The sequence below is a fragment of the Segatella sinensis genome (genome assembly GCF_040095255.1).
GTDB classification, from domain to species: Bacteria; Bacteroidota; Bacteroidia; order Bacteroidales; family Bacteroidaceae; genus Prevotella; species Prevotella sinensis.
In genome coordinates this window covers 52,377-75,255 of sequence record NZ_JBBNGE010000010.1, presented here as the reverse complement: position 1 = coordinate 75,255, position 22,879 = coordinate 52,377, and the positions used below count along the sequence as shown (strand labels likewise).

Below are 22,879 nucleotides of genomic sequence, written 5' to 3'. Positions count from 1 at the left end.
TTCAGCCCGCCACTAATCCATACTTTTTCTCGAACCATCTTTTCCTTTCTTCCGTTCTGGCGATGAACTTCTGATGTTCCTCGCTATCGGGGTTGAAGGGCTTGTGTCCGAGGGCTTCCCGGATGGGACGCCAGTCTTCCAGGAACAGCTCGGCAGCCTTGCCGAAATAGGTTTCCCGGAATTTCTCCCAGATATATTCTACTGCCTGATCGCTCGGGTGCAGCATATCTTCCTTGTAGAAACGGTAATCACGAAGTTCATCGTTCATGATTTCGTAAGCTGGAAAATAGCTCGACACACCAGGATTCGCCTTCACCAAGCGGTCTGCAGCCAACTGAAGCGTAGCCTTCGAAAGCTGACTTCCATGATAGCCGTATTTGGCATAACGGATGGGGCTTACGGTTATGATTACCTTCAAGCCGGTATCGAAAGCTTCATCTTCCGATGTTTCATCTTTCAAACCTCGTTGTTTCAGCAAATCAATCGCCTTTTGCAGATACGCAGCACATTCCTCTACACTCAGTTCCCTTTCCTCGAAAAGGCGCTGGGGGCGCTTCTGGCAGTTATCCACAATCTCGCCCGTTTCCTTCAGAATATACACGTGATTCGTACCCAACGTAAAGACTGCCACACGAGGATGCACCCCGGCGCATTTCTCTACCGTATGGAGAATGCTTGCCGGATTATACATCACACCGAAGGGATTCACCGTGGCACGGAAGCGATTCTCCACGAATCGGCGACCCAGATTGTCGGCAAAGCAACTGCCCACGAAGAGCATCTGCTCTGCCGGCTGTATCTCGAAGTCGGCCTTCGGAATATCAATTTCTGTTCGAAACAGCATCTGTCTTTTCGTCTTTATTCCTTTACGACCTCTATTTTATTCCTTCGCTGCCTCAGCAGTCTTCTTGCGCTTCTTGATTTCCACTCCTATACCTATTATAATAAGGAGTACAAGAACACCATAGCCGATATAAGCTACCATCTCAGTATTCTTGAGCGACTGAGGATGGAAATCGAGTACCACCTTGTGGTTGCCCGGCTTCACGTTGATGGCACGGAGGATATAATCCACACGTCCCAGTTCTACAGGCTGATCATCTACGGTAGCAGTCCATCCAGGATAGTAAATCTCTGAGAAGACGATGACGCCACCCTTACTCGACTTCACCTCGTAGGTGAGGTTGTTTGGCTTATACTGGATCATCTTCACCACCGAAGTATCATCCTGCTTCACGCTCTGAGCCAGCTGCTCCTTGAACTTGGCATCAGCCACCGCCACATGACGGAGGTTGACCTTGCCCACGCCATCAATCTCCTCATTGGCATTGTTGACATACTGCACCTCATCCACGAACCAGGCATTGCCGTAGGCGTATGGATTCTGTACTGGAACCGTCTGACCGCCCTGCAAAGGCAGGATGAAGTATTTGGTATTGAGCATGTTCAATACAGGGAAAATACTGTCGCCATTCACCTTGGTCATATCACCACCTGCCTCAGCCACAGCCTTCATCGTCTTCTGCATCTCAGGAGCGATATGTGCATCAATCATCTCCTGATAGCGACGGAGCTTGGCAGGATGATAACCGCCGATGCTCTTGTGGTAATAAGAGGTCTCGTTCTCATTGAAGGTATTGGAAGCGAGATTGAGCACACGGTAATCGAGCGCCTTGTCGCGGCAGATAATCTTATCGGTCTCCGTCATCTGCTGAGGAGTATCGCGCACGTTCTTATCTACGAACATATCATCGTAGAGATAACGCTTGTTCACCATCCACATATCTACGAGACAGAGTACGGCGATGCCGGCAATCATATACTCAGCACCCAACTTCTTCATCTTGTAAAGCAGCAGGAAGGCTGAACCGATGACGATGACCCAGAACGAGCGCCAGCAATCAGAAGTAAAGATGCTCTTGCGAATCTCGATGAGATTGCTCATGAGCGGTCCCTGGTATTCTGCCGGCAACTGCTGCAACGCCTGAGTTTCCTGAACGGAAATGAAATCAGGGAAGAAGACACTCGGCATCAGGGCAAAGAGCAGACAGAAGCCTGCCGTCAGACCAAAGCTGGCATATACCAGTTTGATCTTACTGGTGAGTATCTCCGGCTCATCAATGATTTTCTTCAAAGCCATCATGGCAAGCAACGGAATGGTGAACTCGGCTATCACGAGGATAGAAGCCACCGTTCGGAACTTGGCATACATCGGAATGTAATCAAGGAAGAAATCGGTGAACGGCATGAAGTTTCTACCCCAGGAGAGCAGGATGCTCAGGATGGTGGCAGCCAGCAATGCCCACTTCATCGGACCCTTGACAATAAACAAACCGAGAATGAAGAGCATACATACGAATGCTCCTACATATACAGGACCGCTCGTACCAGGCTGGTTGCCCCAGTACTGTCCGAGCTGCTGATAAATCTGCACGAAGTTAGGATCCGCCTTCTCCATCGCCTGCGTATTCTGGGCGAGAGGTACGGAAGCACCACCCTTGGCATCAGGAATCAGGAGCGTCCAGGTCTCATCAATACCATAGCTCCACTGGGTGATATAGTCTCTATCCAAACCACTGCTGGTCTGGTTGGCAGTATTCTTCTTCACCAGTTCGCTCTTTCCACGCATGGTTTCCTGACCATACTGCCAGGTATGATACAGGTTGGAGAGGTTGAGCGAGATACCGATGAGGGCACCCACGGCACATACCGCAGTCGCCTTGCCGAAGCGGGCGAGTTCCCCCTTCTTGATGGCATCTACCAAGAAGGCAATCACCATGAAGAGGATGATGAAGAGATAATAATAGGTCATCTGCACGTGGTTGGCATTCACCTCGAAAGCCGAGAAAATGGCGGTGAGGAGCAGACCTTTCAGATACTTACCCCGATAAACCAGTACCACACCCGCAATCATAGGAGGCAGATAGGCCAAAGCCCATACCTTCCAGATATGACCTGCAGCAATGATAATAAAGAAGTAGGATGAGAATGCCCAGATGATGGAACCCAGCGCCGCCAGCGATTGTCGGAAATCGAAGGCACGGAGCATGATATAAAAGCCCAGGAGATAGACAAACACATACCATACATAATCAGGCAGCCACAGATGATAAGCCTTCGTTACCTGACTGAGCACCTGGGTACTGCCGTACGAAGGCGACATCTGATAGGTTGGCATACCACCAAACACAGAGTTGGTCCAACGGGTTGTCTCGCCAGTCTGCTGTTGGAAAAGCTCTTTCTCATGTCCCAATCCCTTGCTCGCCGCCGAGTCGTGTCGGAACAGAATTCGTCCGTCCATGTCGGCAGGCATGAAGTACACGAAAGAGATCACTGCAAAAACAATCACTACCAGAATATCCAGTAGATACTTCTTCAATAATTTCATCTTTTTCTATAAACGTTTATAATTTGGTGCAAAGATAATGAGAAATGAAGACACTACAAAATAATAGAAGAAACTTTTTACTTTTTTTATCGAAGAAAAGACGCAATAGGGTTTTTCCCTATCATTATAGGGATTCTCACGCTGCAAGATGACCGAAAATCCATACCTTTGCACCAGATAATAATTAAAATCACATCAATATGAAAAGAATCGCATTTATCATGATGGCAATACTCCTGGCAGTGATACCATCAACAGCTCAGAACTATAAGAATAGTAGATATTACAACAAGAAGACGGGACATCTCGACTACAGATACAACCACAGTTACAGTGCTCCATACTTCGGTTTCCGAATCGGTCCGGCATTCACCTACGTGAATTCGGATGATTCCCGTCTGGATGGCGGTGACTGGCAGACGGGCCTCAACGTAGGCGTTGTTGCCGGCATTCCGCTTACGGATACAGCGCCTCTGTATCTGGAGACAGGTCTCTCCTATATAGAAAAAGGTGGCAAGAAAGATCTGGTTTCCGGCAAGAAGATGACCTACGACCTCAACTACCTGCAGATTCCTGCGGTGCTGAAATACAAGTATGATGTAGATGACCACTTCTCCATCCAGCCACAATTCGGCGGTTACTTCGCTGTAGGTGTAGGTGGCAAGATCAAGAACTTTGCCGAGCGAGAGGCCCAGAGTTCCTTCCGCAGCGACAACTTCCGCCGCCTGGATGGCGGTCTGCGCATCGGTTGCGGCATCGGCTACGATATGTTCTATGCTGACCTCACCTACGACATCGGCCTTGCCAACATCTGCCACGACAGTTTTGACAAATCGCATAATGGAGCCCTCTTGCTCAATTTCGGAGTGAACTTCTAATAGAACCATACATTTTTCGCAGTTTGCAATATCATCTTGTAACATTTCTCTGCCTATTATAAAATATAGGTGGGGAAATGTTTTTTTATGGGATTTATTTTGTAACTTTGCACCCAGAATAGAAATAAATCGATATGAAAATAGGAATTATCGTTGCGATGGACAAGGAGTTCACGCAACTCAAGACATTATTGACAGAATCGCAGACTGAGCGAAAGAATCATAAGGACTTCGTCATCGGAAAGATCGGCGAAAATGAAGTCGTGATGCAGCAGTGCGGCATCGGAAAGGTGAACAGCGCCATCGGAGCTGTGGAAATGATTGATAATTACCACCCAGACCTCGTCATCTCTTCGGGTGTGGCTGGAGGCGCTGACATCAACCTCAATGTTACCGAAGTGGTGGTAGCTACCGACTGTGTATATCACGATGCTTACTGCGGTGACGAATGCGAGTATGGACAGATTCTCGGTATGCCTGCCCTCTTCAAGACCCCTAAGGAGTATGTAGAAAAGGCACTTGCCATCAATGAACAGCCAGACAACCAGCATCCAAAGATTCATGCCGGACAGATTGTAAGCGGAGAATGGTTCGTAGATAGCAAGGAGAAGATGCGATCTATCCTGGAGCACTTCCCTCACGCTATGGCTGTGGATATGGAAAGCTGCTCCATCGCACAGACCTGCCACATCTACAAGACTCCTTTCATCTCCTTCCGCATCATCAGCGATGTACCTTTGAAGGATACCAAGGCACAGCAGTACTTCGACTTCTGGGCTAAAATGGCAGAAGGATCATTCAATGTTACCAAGGCTTTTCTCGAAAGTCTTTAGAAGTGTTGAATGTTGAGTGTTGAATGTTGAATGATTCTTCACTCAACATTCAACACTCAACATTCAACACTCAACATTCAACACTCAACATTCAACACTCAACATTATAAAAAAGATGAATAAGATTCCAAGTTTTACTATCAATCATAACAAGTTGCTCCGCGGCATCTACGTAAGCCGCAAGGACGAAGTAGGCGGAGAAGTCATCACAACCTTCGATATCCGCATGAAGGTGCCTAACCAGGAGCCTTGCCTCCACAACGGTGCCATCCATACCATCGAACATCTGGCAGCCACCTACCTGCGCAACGACGAAGAGTGGAAAGACCGCATCATCTATTGGGGACCAATGGGATGCCTCACCGGTAACTACCTCCTCATCCGTGGCGACCTGGAGAGCAAGGACATCGTAGAACTGATGAAGCGTACTTTCCAGTTCATTGCCGATTTCGAAGGCGAAATTCCTGGACAGGCAGCCAAGGATTGCGGCAATTATCTGCTCCACGACCTGCCTATGGCTAAGTACGAATCGAAGAAATATCTCGAAGAGGTGCTCAACTGTATCACAGAAGCTAACTTGATTTATCCTACACAGGATTAATCATATATGACCGCCCGCAACCACAAATTGCGGGCGTTTATATTTAATTAACCAGAAAAGTTTTGAAACTTTTCCGAAAACTCATATCTTTGCATAAGATAAGCTACACTCGGCAATTTGAAAGCTAGCTTTCATTGCGCTCGTTTGCATTATCTTTGCAAAAGATAATATATATATTAACGACAATCACCAATAACGACAATAACTAACAATTATCAACTTCTTTTTATGGCAAGAATAAAGTGTATCGATTTTAATACAACAACTATGAACATCAAAAAAGTTTTGTTTGGAGTGACCTTCATCATGTCTACCATGGCTGGCCACTCTCAGAGTGTATTCCAAGTTAAGCAGCAGTCGTTGCCTAATCCGGACAACGAGCCTACAGCTGTGTTCCCTGTTCCTAGCGATCGCCAGATGAAATGGCAGGAGACAGAATTCTATGCCTTCTTCCATTACGGAATGAACACCTATACCAACAGAGAATGGGGCTTGGGAAGTGAAGACGTAACCCTTTTTGCACCTACCAAGAAGCCTAACCCTACTCAATGGCTCAAGGCTGTAAAGGCTGCTGGCATGAAGGGCGGTATCGCCGTAGTCAAGCATCATGACGGTTTCTGCCTCTGGCCTACATCTACTACTGACCATTCCATCGTCAATGCCGGCAATGAGAACGGTAAGACCACCAACATTCCCCGCGACTTTGCCAAGGCTGCCCGAAGCTTGGGAATGAAGTATGGTTTCTATGTTTCTCCATGGGACAGAAACAGCCAATACTACGGTACTGAGAAATATGTCAACGACGTTTTCCTCCGCCAGTGCGCGGAGTTGGCACAGTATGGCAAAGACCAGTTTGAAATGTGGTTTGATGGTGCCAACGGTGGCGACGGATACTACGGCGGACGCAATACGACCGTAAACGTAGACCGTTCTACCTATTATGACATTCCTAACCTCAGAGACTCTATCCACAAGGTTTGTCCAGACATCATCCTCTGGGGGGTGGGTGCTGAGGCAAGATGGATCGGCAACGAGGCAGGATGGGCTGGCGAAACCAACTGGCTCACCGACGAAAGAGGCTATGCACCAGAAAGCAACGGTATGTATGGTACCGAGGACGGCTGGCAGTGGGACCCAGGTGAGAGCGATGCCAAGTTCACCGACAAGGGATGGTTCTGGCACGAGGGCGAGAAGCCTCTCTCTGTAGAGCGCCTCTTCCAGATGTATCTGGAGACGGTAGGCAGAAATGCTACCTTGATCTTGAACTGCCCTCCAGACAAGACGGGTCTGCTGCCTGACATCGACGTGCGCGTGCTCAAGGATATGGGTAATATGATTCGCACCCGTCTGGGCAAGGACCTGGCTCAGAAGGCAAAGGTTAGTGTAAGCAACACCCGAAAGGCTGGTGCCAATCGCAACTATGCAGCCAAGAACCTGACCGATAACAACAAGAATACCTATTGGGCTACTGATGACGGCGTGAAGCAGGCTACCATCACCTTCAACTGGGACAAGTCACAGACCGTTCGCTATGTGGATATGATGGAATACATCCGCAAGGGTCAGCGAGTAAGAAAGTTCCATATCGAAATCTCTGAAGACGGAAAGACATGGAAACCAATCGCAGAGAAGTGCACCACTACCACCATCGGATACAAGCGCATCATCCCGTTGAACGGCAGCACATCCGACAGTTACGGCAAGGGTTATCAGGTGAAAGGCCTGAAGGTTGTCATCGACGACAGCAAGGCTTGCCCATTGTTACATTCCATTAAAGTATTTTAAACTTTGACTCTACACTACGAACATGAAGAAATTACTCATAGCATTGTGTTTGTTACCATTGGCTGCAATGGGACAAGAAATTAAGTTCGACACCCAGGATTACAAATCCGTGGGAGTTTACGACAGATGGGAGCATTCCCCATTCCGCACAGGAGAACTGGCGGGCAACTGCGAGGTTGTGGATAATCCTGATCTCACCAACAATCCTAACAAGAAGGTGCTCGGCTTCCAGCGTTCACGACTGGCTTCCAACATCTTCGGTGCAAGAATAGATCTGAAGAAGCCGATTGCACTCGGTCCATCCGGAAAAGTAGTTCACGTACTGATCAACCGTCCGATGGAAGGCAGAGTGATGCTGGTAGGTCTCGGAAAGCGTAGAGACAGATCCGGACAGTCGCAGGAAGTAGAGCAGTTCTGGATCAAGTCAACCACTCCTGTTCCTGCAGGACAGTGGGCTGATGCCGTGTTCCCTATTAAGAGTGCCGAGGGTGTGGATATCTATAGTCTGGTAGTGGTTCCTCACGCAGAGTCTCCTCATGAGATGAAGGAGGATGCCCTGGTCTATATCGATGACATCAATATCCACCTGACCAACGCTCCACGCATCACCTTGCTGAAGAGTGAAGGTACAGCCAAGAAGAAGGCTCACAGTGAGTTTGTTTCTGTAACCGAGGCTAACCGCAACGGTATGGTGACCGCAGCAGACGGCACCACCCTCAACAACCACAAGGTGGCATACGGCAAGCCATTCAAGGTGAAGATGGTTCCTGCTCCAGGATTCACCTACGGTGACTTTACCATCACCCATGGTGATCAGGTAGAATCACTCAAGAAGACAGATATCGCCAAGGATGGCACCTATACCATTCCAGCCAAATGGATGGATGGCAACGTAACCATCGAGTGCATATTTATCTCGACAAGCAAATAAAGATCAGATACATTCATATAAAAAACAGCTTGGAATTTCATGGGAGATTCCAAGCTGTTTTTTTATATTTCCATTATTTCTGTTTTCTCTTACATCTACCATTTCAGTCTTCCGTATTTCTCCTTATACCATAGCTGCCAGCCATTCACCAGGTTCTGCCAAACCACATAGGCACCCGGTGCCACGGCGGCAAGCGGATTGAGGAAAGTAAGAGTGAGCCAGATGCCCACAATGGTATTCTTCTGTCCCAAAGCCTGACCGGCACTGATGCTCGCATCATAATGTCTGCCCACCGCCTTACCGATGGCAAACTGGATGAGACAGACAAAGAGCGGAACAATGAGCAGCAAGGCAAGAATCCACCCCGAAACCTCGGCATGAAGGATATTACGAACCGTCTCGCCCATCAGGATAGTAAGGTTGAAGCACCACATATAGAAGCCCAGATCCTTCACGCTCTTCACCTTATCCACCCACTTAGGCAGAAACTTGCGGCTCAGCAAAGCCAGGAGCAAAGGTACCACCAGTACCGTGGTTACGTTTCTGAACACCATCGCACTCATAAAAAGAAAGGAAACATCTGCCCCCTTCTCCACCATCGGGAAAAGACTAGGAATAATCACCATCGTAAAGACATTGGCTATCACCGTATAGGTAGTCAGCGAACCGATGCTTCCACCTAACTTCTCCGTCACCACAGCCACGGCAGCCGCCGTAGGACAGATAAAACAGATGAAAGCACCTTCGAGCACCAGCTTGGTTTCATAATTATCTCCGAATTCGAAGATAAGCACCACCATCATCAGTGCCAGACTGGTTCGGATGAGCTGCAGGATGAAATGCCAAGCTTTCGGTTTCATCTCCTTGATTTCAATCTTACAGAAGGTAACATAGAGCAAGGCAAAGAGCACCACCGGCATCATATCCACCAGCTTCGGTCCCACCGCATCGCCCAAAGGTTCCAGGAAAGGAACATTGGCGAAGATCAGATAGCCCACGGCTCCCAATACCAGAGAACAGGGCAAAGAAAACTTTCTAAAGAATTTCCACAACCACATACGCATACATTAAAAAAGAATCCCCTGCAAGCAGACTGCCTAGGCAATCGGCTAGAGGGGAATTCTCACGGATCCATTTATATATAAGCTATAGCTTAATCCTTATTACTACGCTTGCGCTCCAAGTGATCGAGAATCACCTTGCGCATACGCATACTCTTAGGAGTTACCTCTACGTACTCATCCTCACGGATGTACTCCAGGCACTCCTCAAGGCTCATCACGGTCTTTGGAATCACGCGAGCCTTGTCGTCAGAACCAGAAGCACGGACGTTGGTCAACTGCTTTGCCTTGGTTACATTAACCACCAGGTCGTTGTCGTGAACATGCTCACCAACAACCTCGCCGCCGTAAACCTCCTCACCTGGGTCGATGAAGAACTTACCGCGATCCTGCAGCTTATCGATGGCGTAAGCATAGGCTGTACCAGTCTCCAGCGCAATCATGCTACCGTTGGAACGGCGGGTAATCTCGCCCTTGTATGGCTGATACTCCTTGAAGCGGTGAGCCATGATAGCCTCACCCTGAGAAGCAGTGAGCACATTGGTACGAAGACCGATGATACCACGTGAAGGAATATCGAACTCGATATCCACACGCTCGCCCATGTTCAGCATAGAGGTCATATCACCCTTACGGCGGGTAACCATATCAATCATCTTAGAAGCAAACTCCTCCGGAACATTGATGGTCAACTCCTCGATAGGCTCACACTTCACGCCATCAATCTCCTTGTAGATAACCTGAGGCTGACCTACCTGGAGCTCATAGCCCTCGCGACGCATGGTCTCGATGAGCACAGAAAGATGGAGCACACCACGACCAGAAACAATCCACTTATCAGTGGTGTCCTCGTAAGGCTGAACACGAAGAGCCAGGTTCTTCTCCAACTCCTTGTTCAGGCGGTCCTGAATGTGGCGTGATGTACAGAACTTACCCTCCTTACCGAAGAAAGGAGAATCGTTGATGGTGAAGAGCATACTCATGGTAGGCTCATCTACAGCGATTGGAGGAAGTGGCTCTGGGTTCTCGTAGTCGCAGATGGTATCACCAATCTCGAACTTCTCCAAGCCGACAACGGCACAGATGTCACCAGAATCCACATGGTCTGTCTTCTTATGACCCATACCCTCGAAGGTATGGAGTTCCTTGATCTTGGTCTTCTCCTGGCTACCGTCACGATGGCAGATAGTTACGCTCATACCATCCTTCAAAGTACCACGGTGTACACGACCTACGGCGATACGACCGGTGTAAGAGCTATAATCAAGAGATGTGATCAAGAGCTGAGGAGTACCCTCCAACTGCTTAGGAGCAGGGATAATCTCCACAATCTTGTCGAGCAAATAGTCAATGTTATCTGTTGGCTTGTTGTAGTCATCGCTCATCCAGCCATTCTTTGCCGAACCGTAAACTACAGTGAAGTCAAGCTGTTCCTCAGTAGCATCGAGGTCGCACATCAGGTCGAACACCATTTCGTACACCTCTTCAGGGCGACAGTTAGGCTTATCTACCTTATTAACTACAACGATAGGCTTCAGTCCGAGCTGCAAAGCCTTCTGCAGCACGAAACGAGTCTGAGGCATCGGACCCTCGAAAGCATCGACGAGGAGTAGGCATCCGTCTGCCATGTTGAGCACGCGCTCCACCTCACCACCGAAGTCAGAGTGTCCTGGAGTATCGAGAATATTAATCTTTGTACCTTTCCAATTGATAGACACATTCTTTGAGAGAATGGTTATACCACGCTCGCGCTCCAAGTCGTTGGAATCGAGCACTTCGCCGCTGTTATCCTGGCCGTCACGGAACAGCTTACCGGCGAGCATCATCTTGTCAACCAAGGTAGTTTTACCATGGTCAACGTGTGCAATAACTGCAATGTTTCTAATGTCTTGCATTTCGTTTACCTTAAATACTTAATGAATTTGGGTGCAAAATTACAAAAAAATCCCGAAAAATTTGCATAATTCACTGAAAAGTTGTACCTTTGCACCGCATTTTAACGGAAACCACCGTGAGGAAGGTCCTATTGTGCATAACATTCATTCATAATAATTAAATTTTAAGTATCACAGCTATGTATTTAGACAAAGCAAAAAAAGAAGAGATCTTTAGCAAGTACGGAAAGTCTAACTCTGATACTGGTTCAGCTGAGAGCCAGATAGCATTGTTCTCATACCGTATTGCTCATTTGACGGAGCACGTTAAGAAGAACCGTAAAGATTATACTACAACACGTGCGTTGACACAGCTTGTAGGAAAGCGTCGTGCATTGCTCGATTACTTGTATGATCGCGACATCAATCGCTATCGTGCTATCATCAAGGCCCTCGGTCTTCGTAAGTAATCAGCGTAAAGCAGACACATTGCTTAACAGAATTAAAAATCCCATCGCTCGCAAGAACGATGGGATTTTTCTTTTTTTCTCAGTTTAACACCAGAAAGCTTTCTCTCAATGGAGAGAAAGCTTTCTGGTTATTGTAGCTTTGGTATCCTGCTTAGATACCTTAATAATATATACTTCCTGAGGAGAAGCCGTGGAGACTACAGGAATGCTGACAGATGCTGCACCTTCAGCCTTTCTCGATGCCACCAGTCTTCCATCAAGGGTATAAACCTCCACCTTATTTAATAGAGGAGCACTCACCTTGGATACGACGATCAATCCCCGGGCTGGAGAATAGATCTTCACGTCACTCTCGCCCATCTCGGCATTTTCAATACCTGTAGTACTGCGCGTCTGGGTCAGGAAGTATCTGCCGTGCTCGTTCGCCTGCACCTTGATTTCCTCACCCTCTTTTATCTCCTGATACAAGGTTCTCTCCTTCTGCCTGACTTATAGCAAATTACATAAGTATCTCTTTCAGTGGTTTCATCACGAAATCGCGCTCTTCCATCAAAGGATGAGGAATCTTGAAATCGGGCTCATCGATGACCAGATCATCTATCATCAGAATGTCGATATCGATGATGCGGTCGTGATATTCCCCATTTACAGACTTCAGGATTCTGCCCATCTCCTGCTCTATACGCTGAGTAGCCTCCAACACCTGACGAGGGGCCATGGCGGTGAGAACCATCACACAGGAATTGATGAAGTCATTGGGAGAAGAATAGCCCCAAGGCTTGGTTTCGTAAAGAGCAGACTGGCGCTCTACCACACCAATCTGCTCTCCTATTTTATCGATAGCCTCACGAATATTACGCTTCCGGTTGCCCAGATTCGTGCCAAGGCTTAAATATACTTTATACATACTTATTCACACTTTTACGAAAACTGTGGATAACTCAGTTTACCTACTGAATATCAATCATTTCTATATGTACAAAAACTGTTTATTCCACCATTTAGTCTGGAAGTATCAACAGTGAGTCACCATAGCAACCAAACATATAGCCATTCTTCACAGCCTTCTTGTATGCCTCATACACCAGGTCGTAACCACCAAAGGCAGCGGTACACATCATCAAGATTGACTCCGGATGATAGAAGTTGGCAACAGCACAGTCTGCCAATCCGAAATCGTATGGAGGGAAGATGAACTTATTGGTCCATCCATCAAACTCCTTCATCATTCCGTCTGTACCTACAGCAGTTTCTGTAGCCTTCATCACGCTGGTACCGATGGCGCATACGCGATGACCTTCCAGCTTGGTCTTATTCACCAGTTCGCAAGCTTCCTTAGAGATAATCATCTGCTCAGAATCCATCTTGTGCTTGGTAAGGTCCTCAACCTCAATCTCGTGGAAGTTGCCCAATCCGCAATGCAGGGTGATGTAAGCCTCGTTGATGCCGTTGATTTCCAAGCGCTTCATCAACTCACGAGAGAAATGAAGACCTGTAGCAGGAGCAGTAACGGCACCCTCCTTCTCTGCAAACACACACTGGAAGTCGTCCATATCATCCTCTGTTGCGTGATGATCCTCACGGGCATCGATGATATAGCGAGGAAGCGGAGCCTCACCCAAAGCAAAGAGCGAACGCTTGAAGACATCGTGATTGCCATCCTCATCATAGAGGAAACGGAGGGTACGGCCACGGCTGGTGGTATTATCGATTACCTCGGCTACCATCTCGTTGACATCATCAAAGAACAGCTTGTTGCCGATACGGATCTTTCGCGCAGGCTCTACCAGCACATCCCAAAGACGCATCTCGGCATTCAGCTCACGGAGCAGGAACACCTCAATCTTGGCATCAGTCTTCTCCTTGGTACCATAAAGGCGGGCTGGGAATACCTTCGTATCATTGAAGATGAAGGTATCACCCTCTTCGAAGTAGTTGACGATATCCTTGAACTGCAGGAATACTGGATTGCCATCAGCATCCACCATATCCTTGCCATTCTCGTCCTTCTTATACATATCGATGGTTTCAGACTTCTTGTGGAGCACCATGAGCCGAGACTCGTCACGACGGGTAATCTCGAAAGTACGTTCACCACTAGCAGTCTTGACCACACGCTTAGTCTTATGTGGATAAAGTGCCACCTGAGCAGCTGGCAACTTAAAGTTGAATTGTGATAGTTTCATGTGATATTATATCTCCTTTCTTAAGATGATTTACTATTAATGTCATTTTTCGAAATTCGAGCCTAGTTATTGGCAAGGCTGTCTTCTATCTCCTGTGCATCGAGCCATTCCTGGAAATGGTCAAAGTCGATGCAGTTCTCTACCGAGAAGCTTCCTGCCTTGGTACGGCGGAGGGCTGTCAGGAAGGCACCGCTATCCAGGGCACGACCGATGTCGCGTGCCAGGGACCGGATGTAAGTACCCTTACCGCAAACCACTCGGATGCTTGCCGTCTTCTCCTCATCGTTGTAATCGGTGAGTTCGATTTCATCCACACGCACGGTCTTAGGCTTCAGCTGCACCTCCTCGCCTGCTCTGCGCAGGGCATAAGAACGGTCACCATTCACCTTCACGGCACTATAGGTAGGCGGAACCTGCTGAATCTCACCAACAAACTGCTTCAGCACTTCCTCTACCAGCTCACGGGTGATGTGCTCGGTTGGGAAAGTATGGTTTACACTGTGCTCCTTATCGTAGCTTGCCGTGGTAGCACCCAACTGAAGAGTAGCCGTATATTCCTTGGTATGTGTCTGCAATTGCTCAATCTGCTTGGTACATTTACCCGTGCAGAGCACCAACACACCCGTAGCAAGGGGATCGAGCGTACCGGCATGTCCTATCTTCACCTTGAAGCCGAGTTTCTTGCTGAGCAGATAGCGAACGTGTGCCAGTGCTCCAAAGCTCGACATGCGATAAGGCTTGTCGATGGCTATAATTTCTCCTTTTCTAAAATCCATATTCTTATTTTAGTCAACCATCTGCATATCTACACCGCAAAGGCCGCAGATGATGATGATGAGTCCGATAACAATACGATACCAGCCGAAAGCTGCGAAACCGTACTTGGTGACATAATTGATGAAAAACTTGATGGCGAGAATAGCAACGATGAATGATACCACTGAACCTAAGAGTAAGGTAACCAGGTTGTTGCCCTGAGTGAGCAACGAACCGCCACCATGGCTAATCAGTTTATAAACCTCCAGGCAGGTGGCACCAAACATGGTAGGCACAGCCAGGAAGAATGAGAACTCGGCAGCCGCCTTGCGGGTGAGTCGCTGAGACATACCTCCCACAATGGTTGACATGGAACGAGACACACCCGGAATCATCGCAATACACTGGATGAAACCGATGGTCAGGGCACGCTTGTAAGTAAGCTTAGTCTGCTCGCTGCCCTTATTGAAAATCTTATCGCAGAAGAGCATGAACACACCACCAATGACAAGCATCCAACCTACCAGCTGCACATTTCCCAGATTTGACTCGATGAAATCATTGAAGGCAAGACCCAATACCACGGCAGGCAGTGTACCAACCACCAGGCGGGCATAGAAATCGAACATCGCCTTCCAATAGGTCTTCTCTCCTGTCTTCACTGCATCCGGATAGAAGAATCTCTTCCAATACAGGCAGATGACAGAAAGAATGGCACCAAACTGGATGATGACAGTGAAGGCGTTGACAAACTTATCCTGGATATCTACACCCAACAAGTTTTCGGCAATAATCATGTGACCTGTACTAGACACTGGCAAGAACTCGGTCAATCCCTCTACGATAGAGATAATGATAGTCTGAATAAAATCCATCTAATTTAAATATGTATATTAACAATAAACTATTAATTGTCTTTCGGCTTGCGTATAACCGCATAGATGATAGAGAGGAAGCCAATCAGGGTTACGGTTGGTGCCACTACAATACGGCGAGTACTGAAAATATCAGCATCGAAAGAGTGCTCGTTAGAGCCAGCGCCGCTCATCAGGAGGAAACCGATGATGACAATTGCCATACCAATTGCCAACAAGATGAAGTTCATCTTGTCAAATGCTAAATTCTTCTTATCCATTATATATAATGTTTAATGTGTAATGTTAATGTTTACTTTACAGAAGTTTACTCCTGATCAAATCTTGTAGAGATCTCCCGCCTTCATCTTGAGGAACTTGTTCACCGAGATATTGGCACAGAGAGCCGTAATGATGATACCGAAGAGGAAGACCGAACCGCCTGTGATGGCAAGCTCCTGCCAGCCGAGCACATTGACCAGTTCCGGCTCGTGAAGCGACCAGGCATAGAGGCATCCACCGAGGAAACCATCGGCAAGCAAAGCCGCAACCACACCTACCGATACAGCCCTCTTGATGAAAGGCTTGCGGATGAAGCCCCAGGATGCACCCACCAGCTTCATGGTATGGATGGAGAATCGGCGGGCATAGATGCCCAGTCTCACCGTATTGTTGATAAGCGAGAACGAGATAAAGGTAAGCAGGGCAGCTACGATAAGAAGACCGATGCTTATCTTGGTGAGCGAATTGTTCACCTGTTCTATCAGGTCGTGCTGATAACTTACTTCCGTCACGCGCGAATAGCTTTTCAGCTCCTTGGCTATCCACTTCAGGGAATCATTGTTGGCATAATCCGCCTGTGTCGTGATTTCGATAGATGGCTGGAAAGGGTTCACACCGGCAAATTCGCTTGGATTGGTACCCAGATCGTGGGTAGCCTCCTGCAAAGCCTGTTCCTTGGAGATATAGGTCAGACCTTTCACGTAAGGACGGGCTTTCAGGCGCTTACACATCTGCAAGCCCTCAGGATTGGTAACATCCTGCTCCAGCATCACCTGTACCACCAGGTTCTCCTTGACATAGGAAGAGAGGTTTCTTCCCATCAATACGGAAAAGATGACCAATCCCAACAAAACAAGCACCATGGCGGTGCTGATGCATAAAGTAACAACCTGCAATCCACGATGATTGCGAGGCTTATATTGTTTCTTTCTCATTTCTAAATCTATTTATTTTCAGACCGGAAGGGCATAATTACCCAAATTGTTTGCAAAGATACACATAAACGAAGAGATAACAAAATAAAATTGCATTTATTTGCATTTATTCTATTAATTATTAAGGGAAGAGAGATTCGCTGCATAAGGTGCTTGAATCTATTATAGTATGTGATGGATGATGGAATAGATTGATATTACGACTATCCTTAATAGAATTTGTGGATATCATAAGAGGAATTTATTGCTACCATTAATAGAATTTGTTGATAAGCCTAATAGAAATCTTCGTTCACAAGTTTTGAATCTCCGTTCAAAAGTACTGAACATACATTCAAAAGTACTGAATGTGCGTTCAAAACTTATGAACGGAGATTTCATACCATACACACATAAAAAGGGCTGACCTCACGGCCAGCCCTTTCAAGATACTGAGTAAAATTCAAATAGGTATGACTTGAATTTTAACTAAACATAATAGTAAACGAAGGGATTAAACCCTTCCAATCAAAACTACATCTTAGTGATGACACCCTTCTGGGAACTCTCCAGAAACTGGATGATGTTCTGAATCTCCGGTCCATCTGGCACCTGATCCTTGATCTGGTTGATGGCATCGAAGAGGGATGTCTGACCATGGAATACCAGTCGGTAGGCATTCGCAATGTGCTTGCGAACCTTCTCGGTAACCTCGGCTGCTTCCATGATGATGGTGTTAGGACCTGCATACTTCACAGGCTTTCCACCGGCAATGATATAAGGAGGAATATCCTTAGAGAAGGTGGTACCAGCCTGAATCATCGCCAAGTCGCCTACTCTAGTCTTGGCATTCTCTACTACGGATGTTGAGTAGATGACACCGTTACCAATCACGCAGTCGCCTGCAATCTTGGTACCATAACCGAATACGCAACCATTGCCGATTACGGTATCGTGAGAGATATGGGCACCTTCCATCAGGAAGTTGTTGTTGCCCAGAACGGTCTTGCCACCCTTGTGTGTACCACGGTTGATAACCACGTTCTCACGGATGGTATTGTTGTCGCCAATCACTACCTCACTCTCCTCACCGGTAAAGTTGAAATCCTGTGGGAGGGCAGCGATAACGGCTGCCTGGAACACCTTATTGTTATTACCCATGCGAGTACCGTTCATGATGCTCACGAAGGGATAGATGATACAGTTGTCGCCGATGACCACATCGTCCTCGATATAGGCGAATGGATAGATCTTGCAGTTGTCTCCAATCTTAGCCTTTGGAGAAACCTCTGCCTTTGGACTTATTATACTAGCCATAACTATAAACTATTAATTATTAACTATAAATTACTTAGCTCCTCCACCCAATGCATAGTAGAGATTAACTACTGCCTGCATCTTGTAGAAGTCATCAGCTACCTTTGAGAGCTGTACGTTGAGCAGAGAAGACTGCGCCTGGATTACCTCCAGATAAGAACCGCCAGCCTCTGACATCAACTTACGTGTATCCTCTACATTCTTCTCGAGTACGGCGATGCGCTTAGCCTCGACCTTACCCTTTTCGTCAGAATAGTTGTAGAGCACGAGGGCATTGCTCACCTCGCTACCTGCCTTCAGCACGGTGTTCTGCCAGGTGTTGTAAGCCTGCTCATACTGCATCTTAGCCACCTTCAATCCGGCAATGATTCTACCATTCTGGAAGATAGGCTGAACCAATGAACCAACAGCAGAAAGCAACCACTTGCCTGGATTCACGATGCCTGCACCAGCAGAATTGGTGAATGCACCTGTACCAGAAATGGTGATAGATGGATAGAACTTGCTGCGGGCAGTCTCAATGCCATAGAAGCACTGAGCCAGATTCATCTCGGCTGCGTGAACATCGGCACGGTTGTTGAGCAACTGGATGCCTACACCGGTAGAGAATGTTGTAGGAAGACTCTGATTCTCCAACTTGCCACGGGCAATAGAATGAGCCTGGTCACCGATGAGAAGACTCAGGGAGTTCTCTGTCTCACGAATCTGACGCATCAGGTCAGTCTTCTGAGTCAACACTGCATAGTAGTTGCTCTCGGCAGCCTGCACGGAAGTTCCTCGATAACCAATCTTGGTATCCTTCAGCACCTTCATAGTCTCCCAAGTATCCTTGGTCAATCCTTCCATATTGTTAACCAACTCCACCTGCTTGTCGAGCATCAACAGAGTATAATACATGTTGGCGATGTTGGCGATGAGGTTGGTCTTGACAGATACCTGATAATCCTGCAACTGGAGCAGCGCCATCTGGGCACTGCGCTTCTGAGATAGCAGATTGCCGAAGAGGTCTACCATCCAGCTGGCAGTAACAGGCATCGTGTAAGTCTTGGTGGCAGCCTGACCATCCCAGGAAGCGATGGTTCCCTGAGGAGTGAAAGACAAGGCAGGCAGGAATGCCAACTTAGCACACTTCAGCTGCTCTTCTGCTATCTTCACGTTCAAAGCCGCATTGAGGAGGTTGACATTGTTGTTCAATCCCTTCTCGATGAGCGACTGAAGCTGAGGGTCGGTAAAGACACTGCGCCAAGGGATATTGGCGAAGGTAGTAGTATCCTTTACAGCCAAAGTATCTGTATCAGAAGCTACATCGCGAACGATACCGCTGGTCTTCACATCCGGACGCTCATACTTTCCGTAGAGAGTCTTGCAGCTGCTCAGAGAGAGCGCTGCGAGACCCAATATGATGATATTTAAATTCTTTTTCATTGTTTCCTTTGAAGTTACATTGCGTTATTACTTCTTCTCGATACCCTTCTTCTGATGAGCTGCGTTGGCATACTGCTCCAACTCGGCAGCTACCTCCTCGTTCAACTCATCCTCGAACTTCATTGGGGTCAACTTCTCCTGCAACCACTCAAAGACTGCGAAGAGAGCAGGAACCACGAAGATCTGACAGATAGTACCGATCAACATACCACCTACGGCGGCAGCACCCAAAGTCTGGTTACCATTCTTACCTACACCTGATGCGAACATCAGAGGCAACAGACCGATAACCATCGCCAGAGAGGTCATCAGGATAGGACGGAGACGGGCACCGGCACCCAGGATAGCTGAGTACTTGATAGCCATACCCGTACGACGACGCTCGAGGGCGAACTGTACGATAAGGATGGCATTCTTTGCCAACAGACCGATCAACATAATCAACGAAATCTGCATATAGATATCGTTAGAGTGACCGAAGAGGTTGGTGAAGATGAACGCACCAGCCAAACCGAATGGGATAGACAATACTACTGACAGAGGCAAGATGTAACTCTCGTACTGGGCACTCAAGATGAGGTAAACGAATACGATACAGAGTGCGAAGATCAAACCTGTAGAGTTGCTTGATTCAGCCTCAGAACGGGTCAAACCAGAGTACTCATAGCCGTAACCCTCTGGCAATGTCTCCTTGGCAACCTCAGCAATCGCCTTCATACCGTCACCGGTAGAGTAACCGCTGTTAGGAGTTACAGAAACATCCATAGAGGTAAACAGGTTGAATCGGGTGATGTTAGCAGGACCATAAATCTTCTTCAAGTTCACGAACTCGCTTACAGGAGACATGGTGCCATCAGCACAACGAACGTAAATCTTGCTCAGATCGTCTGGACGCATACGACTCTCAGGACCAGCCTGAATCATCACACGGTAGAGCTTACCGTAGGCATTGAAGTTAGATGCGTAGAGACCACCGAGGTAACCCTGCATGACAGACAATACTGAAGATGGAGAGATACCAGCCTGCTTGGTCTTGGCAACATCTACATCTACCATATATTGTGGGTAGTTAGGGTTGTACTGAGTCTGGGCGGTCTGAATCTCAGGACGCTTGTTCAACTCAGCCAGGAACTTCTTCACATTATCAAAGAACTTATTCAAGTCACCACCGGTCTTATCCTGCATGGTCATGGTAATACCATTCTGCATAGAGAAACCGGAAATCATAGGTGGAGCGAAGGCAAGAACCTGTGCATCCTTGATGGCAGCAGTCTGCTTGTAGATCATACCCAACACAGAAGTGTATTCCATAGGGTTGACAAACAATGCCTCAATACCGCCACCCGTACAAGCCTCCTTGATACGGTGGAAGAATCCACCCGGACGTTCTTCGAATGGCTTCAGCTTCACGATGATGGTACCCTGGTTAGAACCGGCACCGCCGATAAAGCTATAACCCATGATGGCGTTACGGGTTGCGATGGCTGGGTTGTTAGCCAGCATCTTATCTACCTGCTTAACCACCTCTGCTGTACGTTCCTGAGAAGTACCAGGAGCTGTAGAGATACAAGCGAAGATAGTACCGGTATCCTCATCAGGCACCAGACCCGTCTTGGTAGTACCCATCAGGGCAACCAGACCTACGATGCTGACAGCCACGAGGCTACCAGCGATGATGCCATGATTGATAACCCACTTGACACCACCTTTATACTTATTGGTAATCTTCTCAAACTGATAGTTGAATCCTGCGTGGAAACGATCCACGAAAGACATCTTCTTCTCGTGACCCTCCTCGTGTGGCTTCAGCAATACGGCACAGAGCGCAGGAGACAAAGTCAACGCGTTGATAGCCGAAATAACGATAGATACAGCCATGGTTACACCGAACTCACGGTAGAAGTAACCGGAAGTACCACCGATGAATGATACAGGAACGAACACGGCAGACATCACCAATGTAATAGAGATGATGGCGCTGGAAATTTCGTTCATCGCATCGATAGATGCAGTAAGGGCACTCTTGTAACCCTGGTCGAGCTTGGCGTGAACCGCCTCGACCACCACGATGGCATCATCGACCACAATCGCAATCGCCAGCAGCAGGGCTGACAGCGTAAGCAGGTTGATGGAGAATCCGAAAATCCAGAGGAAGAGGAACGTACCGATCAAAGCCACAGGTACCGCAATCATAGGAATCAGCGTAGAACGGAAGTCCTGCAAGAAGACATACACTACGATGAACACCAGTACCAGGGTGATGATCAAGGTGAAGATAACCTCCTCGATAGATGCGAACAAGAATTCGGTAACATCCATCAGGATGACATTCTTCAACCCAGGAGGATAACTCTTCTCCAGTTCATCCAACGTCTTCTTTACGTCGCTGGCAATCTGGGTAGCGTTGGAACCCGCAATCTGCTGAACCATACCCATCACGGCAGGCTGACCATCATTGAGCAGGTTTACGTTATACTGCAAACCACCCAACTCAATCTTGGCAACTTCGCCCAGACGGAGCGTCTGACCGGAAGTATTGCTCTTGATGAGGATATTCTCATACTCCAATGGAGTCTTCAAACGACCCTTGTAACGCAAAGTATATTCATACTGCATATCAGAACTCTCACCAAAGCTACCAGGGGCAGCCTCGATATTCTGCTCTGCCAAAGCCTGAGAAACATCAGAAGGAACCAGTCCAAACTCCTTCATCTTCTCTGGCTTCAACCAGATACGCATAGAGTAGTTACGGGTAGAAGGGCTCTGCACATCACCCACACCATTGATACGCTTCAGCTGAGGAATGACGTTGATCAGGGCATAGTTGGTAACAAACTGGTCGTCGTAACGGCCATCGTCTGTAGTCAGAGCGAACATGATGACGTTGGAACTCTGACGCTTGGTTACGGTGACACCCACCCTGGTAACCTCGGCAGGCAACAGAGACTGCGCCTGAGACACACGGTTCTGTACGTTAACCGCAGCCATATCAGGGTCAGAACCCTGCTTGAAGTAAACGGTGATCTGAGCAAAACCAGAGTTAGACGCAGAAGAGGTCATATAAGTCATGTTCTCCACACCGTTGATACTCTCCTCCAGCGGAGCAACGACAGAGTTCAACACCGTCTGGGCATCTGCACCCGTATAGGTAGCAGTTACCGTGATGGTAGGCGGCGCGATATTCGGATACTGCTCAATAGGCAGCGATACCAAGCCGATAATACCCAGCAAGACGAAGAAGATGGAAACCACCGTCGAAAGTACCGGGCGCTTTATAAAGTTTGTAAATGACATAATTTACTATTTTTCTTTATACCTTATTAT

The 22,879-nt window shown here is 47.6% G+C and carries 20 protein-coding genes; 6 read left to right on the top strand and 14 right to left on the bottom strand.

Annotated features, from left to right (window positions below; genetic code table 11):
- Nucleotide 1: 1 nt before the first annotated feature.
- Both AAAT87_RS04680 and AAAT87_RS04675 read right to left on the bottom strand, forming a co-directional pair.
- The gene (locus AAAT87_RS04680) at nucleotides 2–844 is read right to left on the bottom strand and encodes a GSCFA domain-containing protein (protein ID WP_295023866.1); all 843 of its coding nucleotides are present in this window, start codon (nucleotides 842–844) and stop codon (nucleotides 2–4) included.
- A 36-nt stretch (nucleotides 845–880) separates the two neighbouring features.
- On the bottom strand, nucleotides 881–3,388 hold the full coding sequence (locus tag AAAT87_RS04675; RefSeq protein WP_349225767.1) for a YfhO family protein: 2,508 nt from the start codon (nucleotides 3,386–3,388) through the stop codon (nucleotides 881–883).
- 200 nt (nucleotides 3,389–3,588) lie between these two features.
- Between AAAT87_RS04675 and AAAT87_RS04670 the strand changes: the two genes are divergently transcribed.
- From AAAT87_RS04670 to AAAT87_RS04650, 5 genes are all read left to right on the top strand, one after another.
- Nucleotides 3,589–4,266 carry a porin family protein gene (locus AAAT87_RS04670; protein WP_296972669.1) on the top strand — a complete coding sequence of 226 codons (678 nt, stop codon included), beginning with the start codon at nucleotides 3,589–3,591 and terminating at the stop codon, nucleotides 4,264–4,266.
- A gap of 134 nt (nucleotides 4,267–4,400) precedes the next feature.
- Nucleotides 4,401–5,099, top strand: a complete 699-nt coding sequence (locus tag AAAT87_RS04665; protein ID WP_089543986.1) for a 5'-methylthioadenosine/adenosylhomocysteine nucleosidase — start codon at nucleotides 4,401–4,403, stop codon at nucleotides 5,097–5,099.
- Between the two features lie 115 nt (nucleotides 5,100–5,214).
- Nucleotides 5,215–5,700: an S-ribosylhomocysteine lyase gene (locus AAAT87_RS04660; RefSeq protein ID WP_217761374.1), complete on the top strand. Its 486-nt coding sequence runs from the start codon at nucleotides 5,215–5,217 to the stop codon at nucleotides 5,698–5,700.
- A gap of 267 nt (nucleotides 5,701–5,967) precedes the next feature.
- Nucleotides 5,968–7,485: an alpha-L-fucosidase gene (locus AAAT87_RS04655; protein ID WP_349225766.1), complete on the top strand. Its 1,518-nt coding sequence runs from the start codon at nucleotides 5,968–5,970 to the stop codon at nucleotides 7,483–7,485.
- 22 nt (nucleotides 7,486–7,507) lie between these two features.
- Nucleotides 7,508–8,416: a hypothetical protein gene (locus AAAT87_RS04650; RefSeq protein WP_295025332.1), complete on the top strand. Its 909-nt coding sequence runs from the start codon at nucleotides 7,508–7,510 to the stop codon at nucleotides 8,414–8,416.
- 95 nt (nucleotides 8,417–8,511) lie between these two features.
- On the opposite strand, the gene AAAT87_RS04645 is transcribed toward AAAT87_RS04650, so the two are convergent.
- Together AAAT87_RS04645 and typA are read right to left on the bottom strand one after the other, a co-directional pair.
- Entirely contained in the window at nucleotides 8,512–9,474 is a 963-nt protein-coding gene (locus AAAT87_RS04645; RefSeq protein WP_298529157.1) for a bile acid:sodium symporter, read from the bottom strand.
- A 95-nt stretch (nucleotides 9,475–9,569) separates the two neighbouring features.
- A complete protein-coding gene (typA, locus tag AAAT87_RS04640; RefSeq protein WP_349225765.1) occupies nucleotides 9,570–11,372 on the bottom strand; it encodes a translational GTPase TypA in 1,803 nt (600 codons plus the stop codon).
- A gap of 179 nt (nucleotides 11,373–11,551) precedes the next feature.
- Here typA and rpsO point away from each other — a divergent pair, with 179 nt between their 5' ends.
- Nucleotides 11,552–11,821 (top strand): 30S ribosomal protein S15, encoded by a 270-nt coding sequence (rpsO, locus tag AAAT87_RS04635; protein ID WP_022122065.1) that lies wholly within the window; start codon nucleotides 11,552–11,554, stop codon nucleotides 11,819–11,821.
- A 105-nt stretch (nucleotides 11,822–11,926) separates the two neighbouring features.
- Here rpsO and AAAT87_RS04630 read toward each other — a convergent pair whose 3' ends face one another.
- The 10 genes from AAAT87_RS04630 to AAAT87_RS04585 all read right to left on the bottom strand — a co-directional run bounded on the left by AAAT87_RS04630 (nucleotide 11,927) and on the right by AAAT87_RS04585 (nucleotide 22,849).
- Complete coding sequence (locus AAAT87_RS04630; protein WP_349225764.1) at nucleotides 11,927–12,289, bottom strand: T9SS type A sorting domain-containing protein; 363 nt, start codon at nucleotides 12,287–12,289, stop codon at nucleotides 11,927–11,929.
- A gap of 31 nt (nucleotides 12,290–12,320) precedes the next feature.
- Nucleotides 12,321–12,728 (bottom strand): 2-amino-4-hydroxy-6-hydroxymethyldihydropteridine diphosphokinase, encoded by a 408-nt coding sequence (folK, locus tag AAAT87_RS04625; protein WP_349225763.1) that lies wholly within the window; start codon nucleotides 12,726–12,728, stop codon nucleotides 12,321–12,323.
- A 94-nt stretch (nucleotides 12,729–12,822) separates the two neighbouring features.
- Nucleotides 12,823–14,007: a tRNA preQ1(34) S-adenosylmethionine ribosyltransferase-isomerase QueA gene (queA, locus tag AAAT87_RS04620; protein ID WP_295025527.1), complete on the bottom strand. Its 1,185-nt coding sequence runs from the start codon at nucleotides 14,005–14,007 to the stop codon at nucleotides 12,823–12,825.
- Nucleotides 14,008–14,069: 62 nt separating this feature from the next.
- Nucleotides 14,070–14,783 (bottom strand): tRNA pseudouridine(55) synthase TruB, encoded by a 714-nt coding sequence (gene truB / locus AAAT87_RS04615; protein ID WP_089544000.1) that lies wholly within the window; start codon nucleotides 14,781–14,783, stop codon nucleotides 14,070–14,072.
- 9 nt (nucleotides 14,784–14,792) lie between these two features.
- Nucleotides 14,793–15,638 carry an undecaprenyl-diphosphate phosphatase gene (locus AAAT87_RS04610; RefSeq protein ID WP_349225762.1) on the bottom strand — a complete coding sequence of 282 codons (846 nt, stop codon included), beginning with the start codon at nucleotides 15,636–15,638 and terminating at the stop codon, nucleotides 14,793–14,795.
- Between the two features lie 32 nt (nucleotides 15,639–15,670).
- Nucleotides 15,671–15,898, bottom strand: coding sequence for a DUF3098 domain-containing protein (locus tag AAAT87_RS04605; RefSeq protein WP_089544002.1), 228 nt, complete (start codon nucleotides 15,896–15,898; stop codon nucleotides 15,671–15,673).
- 57 nt (nucleotides 15,899–15,955) lie between these two features.
- Entirely contained in the window at nucleotides 15,956–16,834 is an 879-nt protein-coding gene (locus tag AAAT87_RS04600; protein ID WP_118312654.1) for a cell division protein FtsX, read from the bottom strand.
- Between the two features lie 513 nt (nucleotides 16,835–17,347).
- Nucleotides 17,348–18,130 (bottom strand): acyl-ACP--UDP-N-acetylglucosamine O-acyltransferase, encoded by a 783-nt coding sequence (gene lpxA, locus AAAT87_RS04595; protein ID WP_295024694.1) that lies wholly within the window; start codon nucleotides 18,128–18,130, stop codon nucleotides 17,348–17,350.
- A 30-nt stretch (nucleotides 18,131–18,160) separates the two neighbouring features.
- A complete protein-coding gene (locus tag AAAT87_RS04590; protein ID WP_349225761.1) occupies nucleotides 18,161–19,555 on the bottom strand; it encodes an efflux transporter outer membrane subunit in 1,395 nt (464 codons plus the stop codon).
- A gap of 27 nt (nucleotides 19,556–19,582) precedes the next feature.
- Complete coding sequence (locus AAAT87_RS04585) at nucleotides 19,583–22,849, bottom strand: efflux RND transporter permease subunit (protein ID WP_349225760.1); 3,267 nt, start codon at nucleotides 22,847–22,849, stop codon at nucleotides 19,583–19,585.
- Between the last annotated feature and the right edge of the window lie 30 nt (nucleotides 22,850–22,879).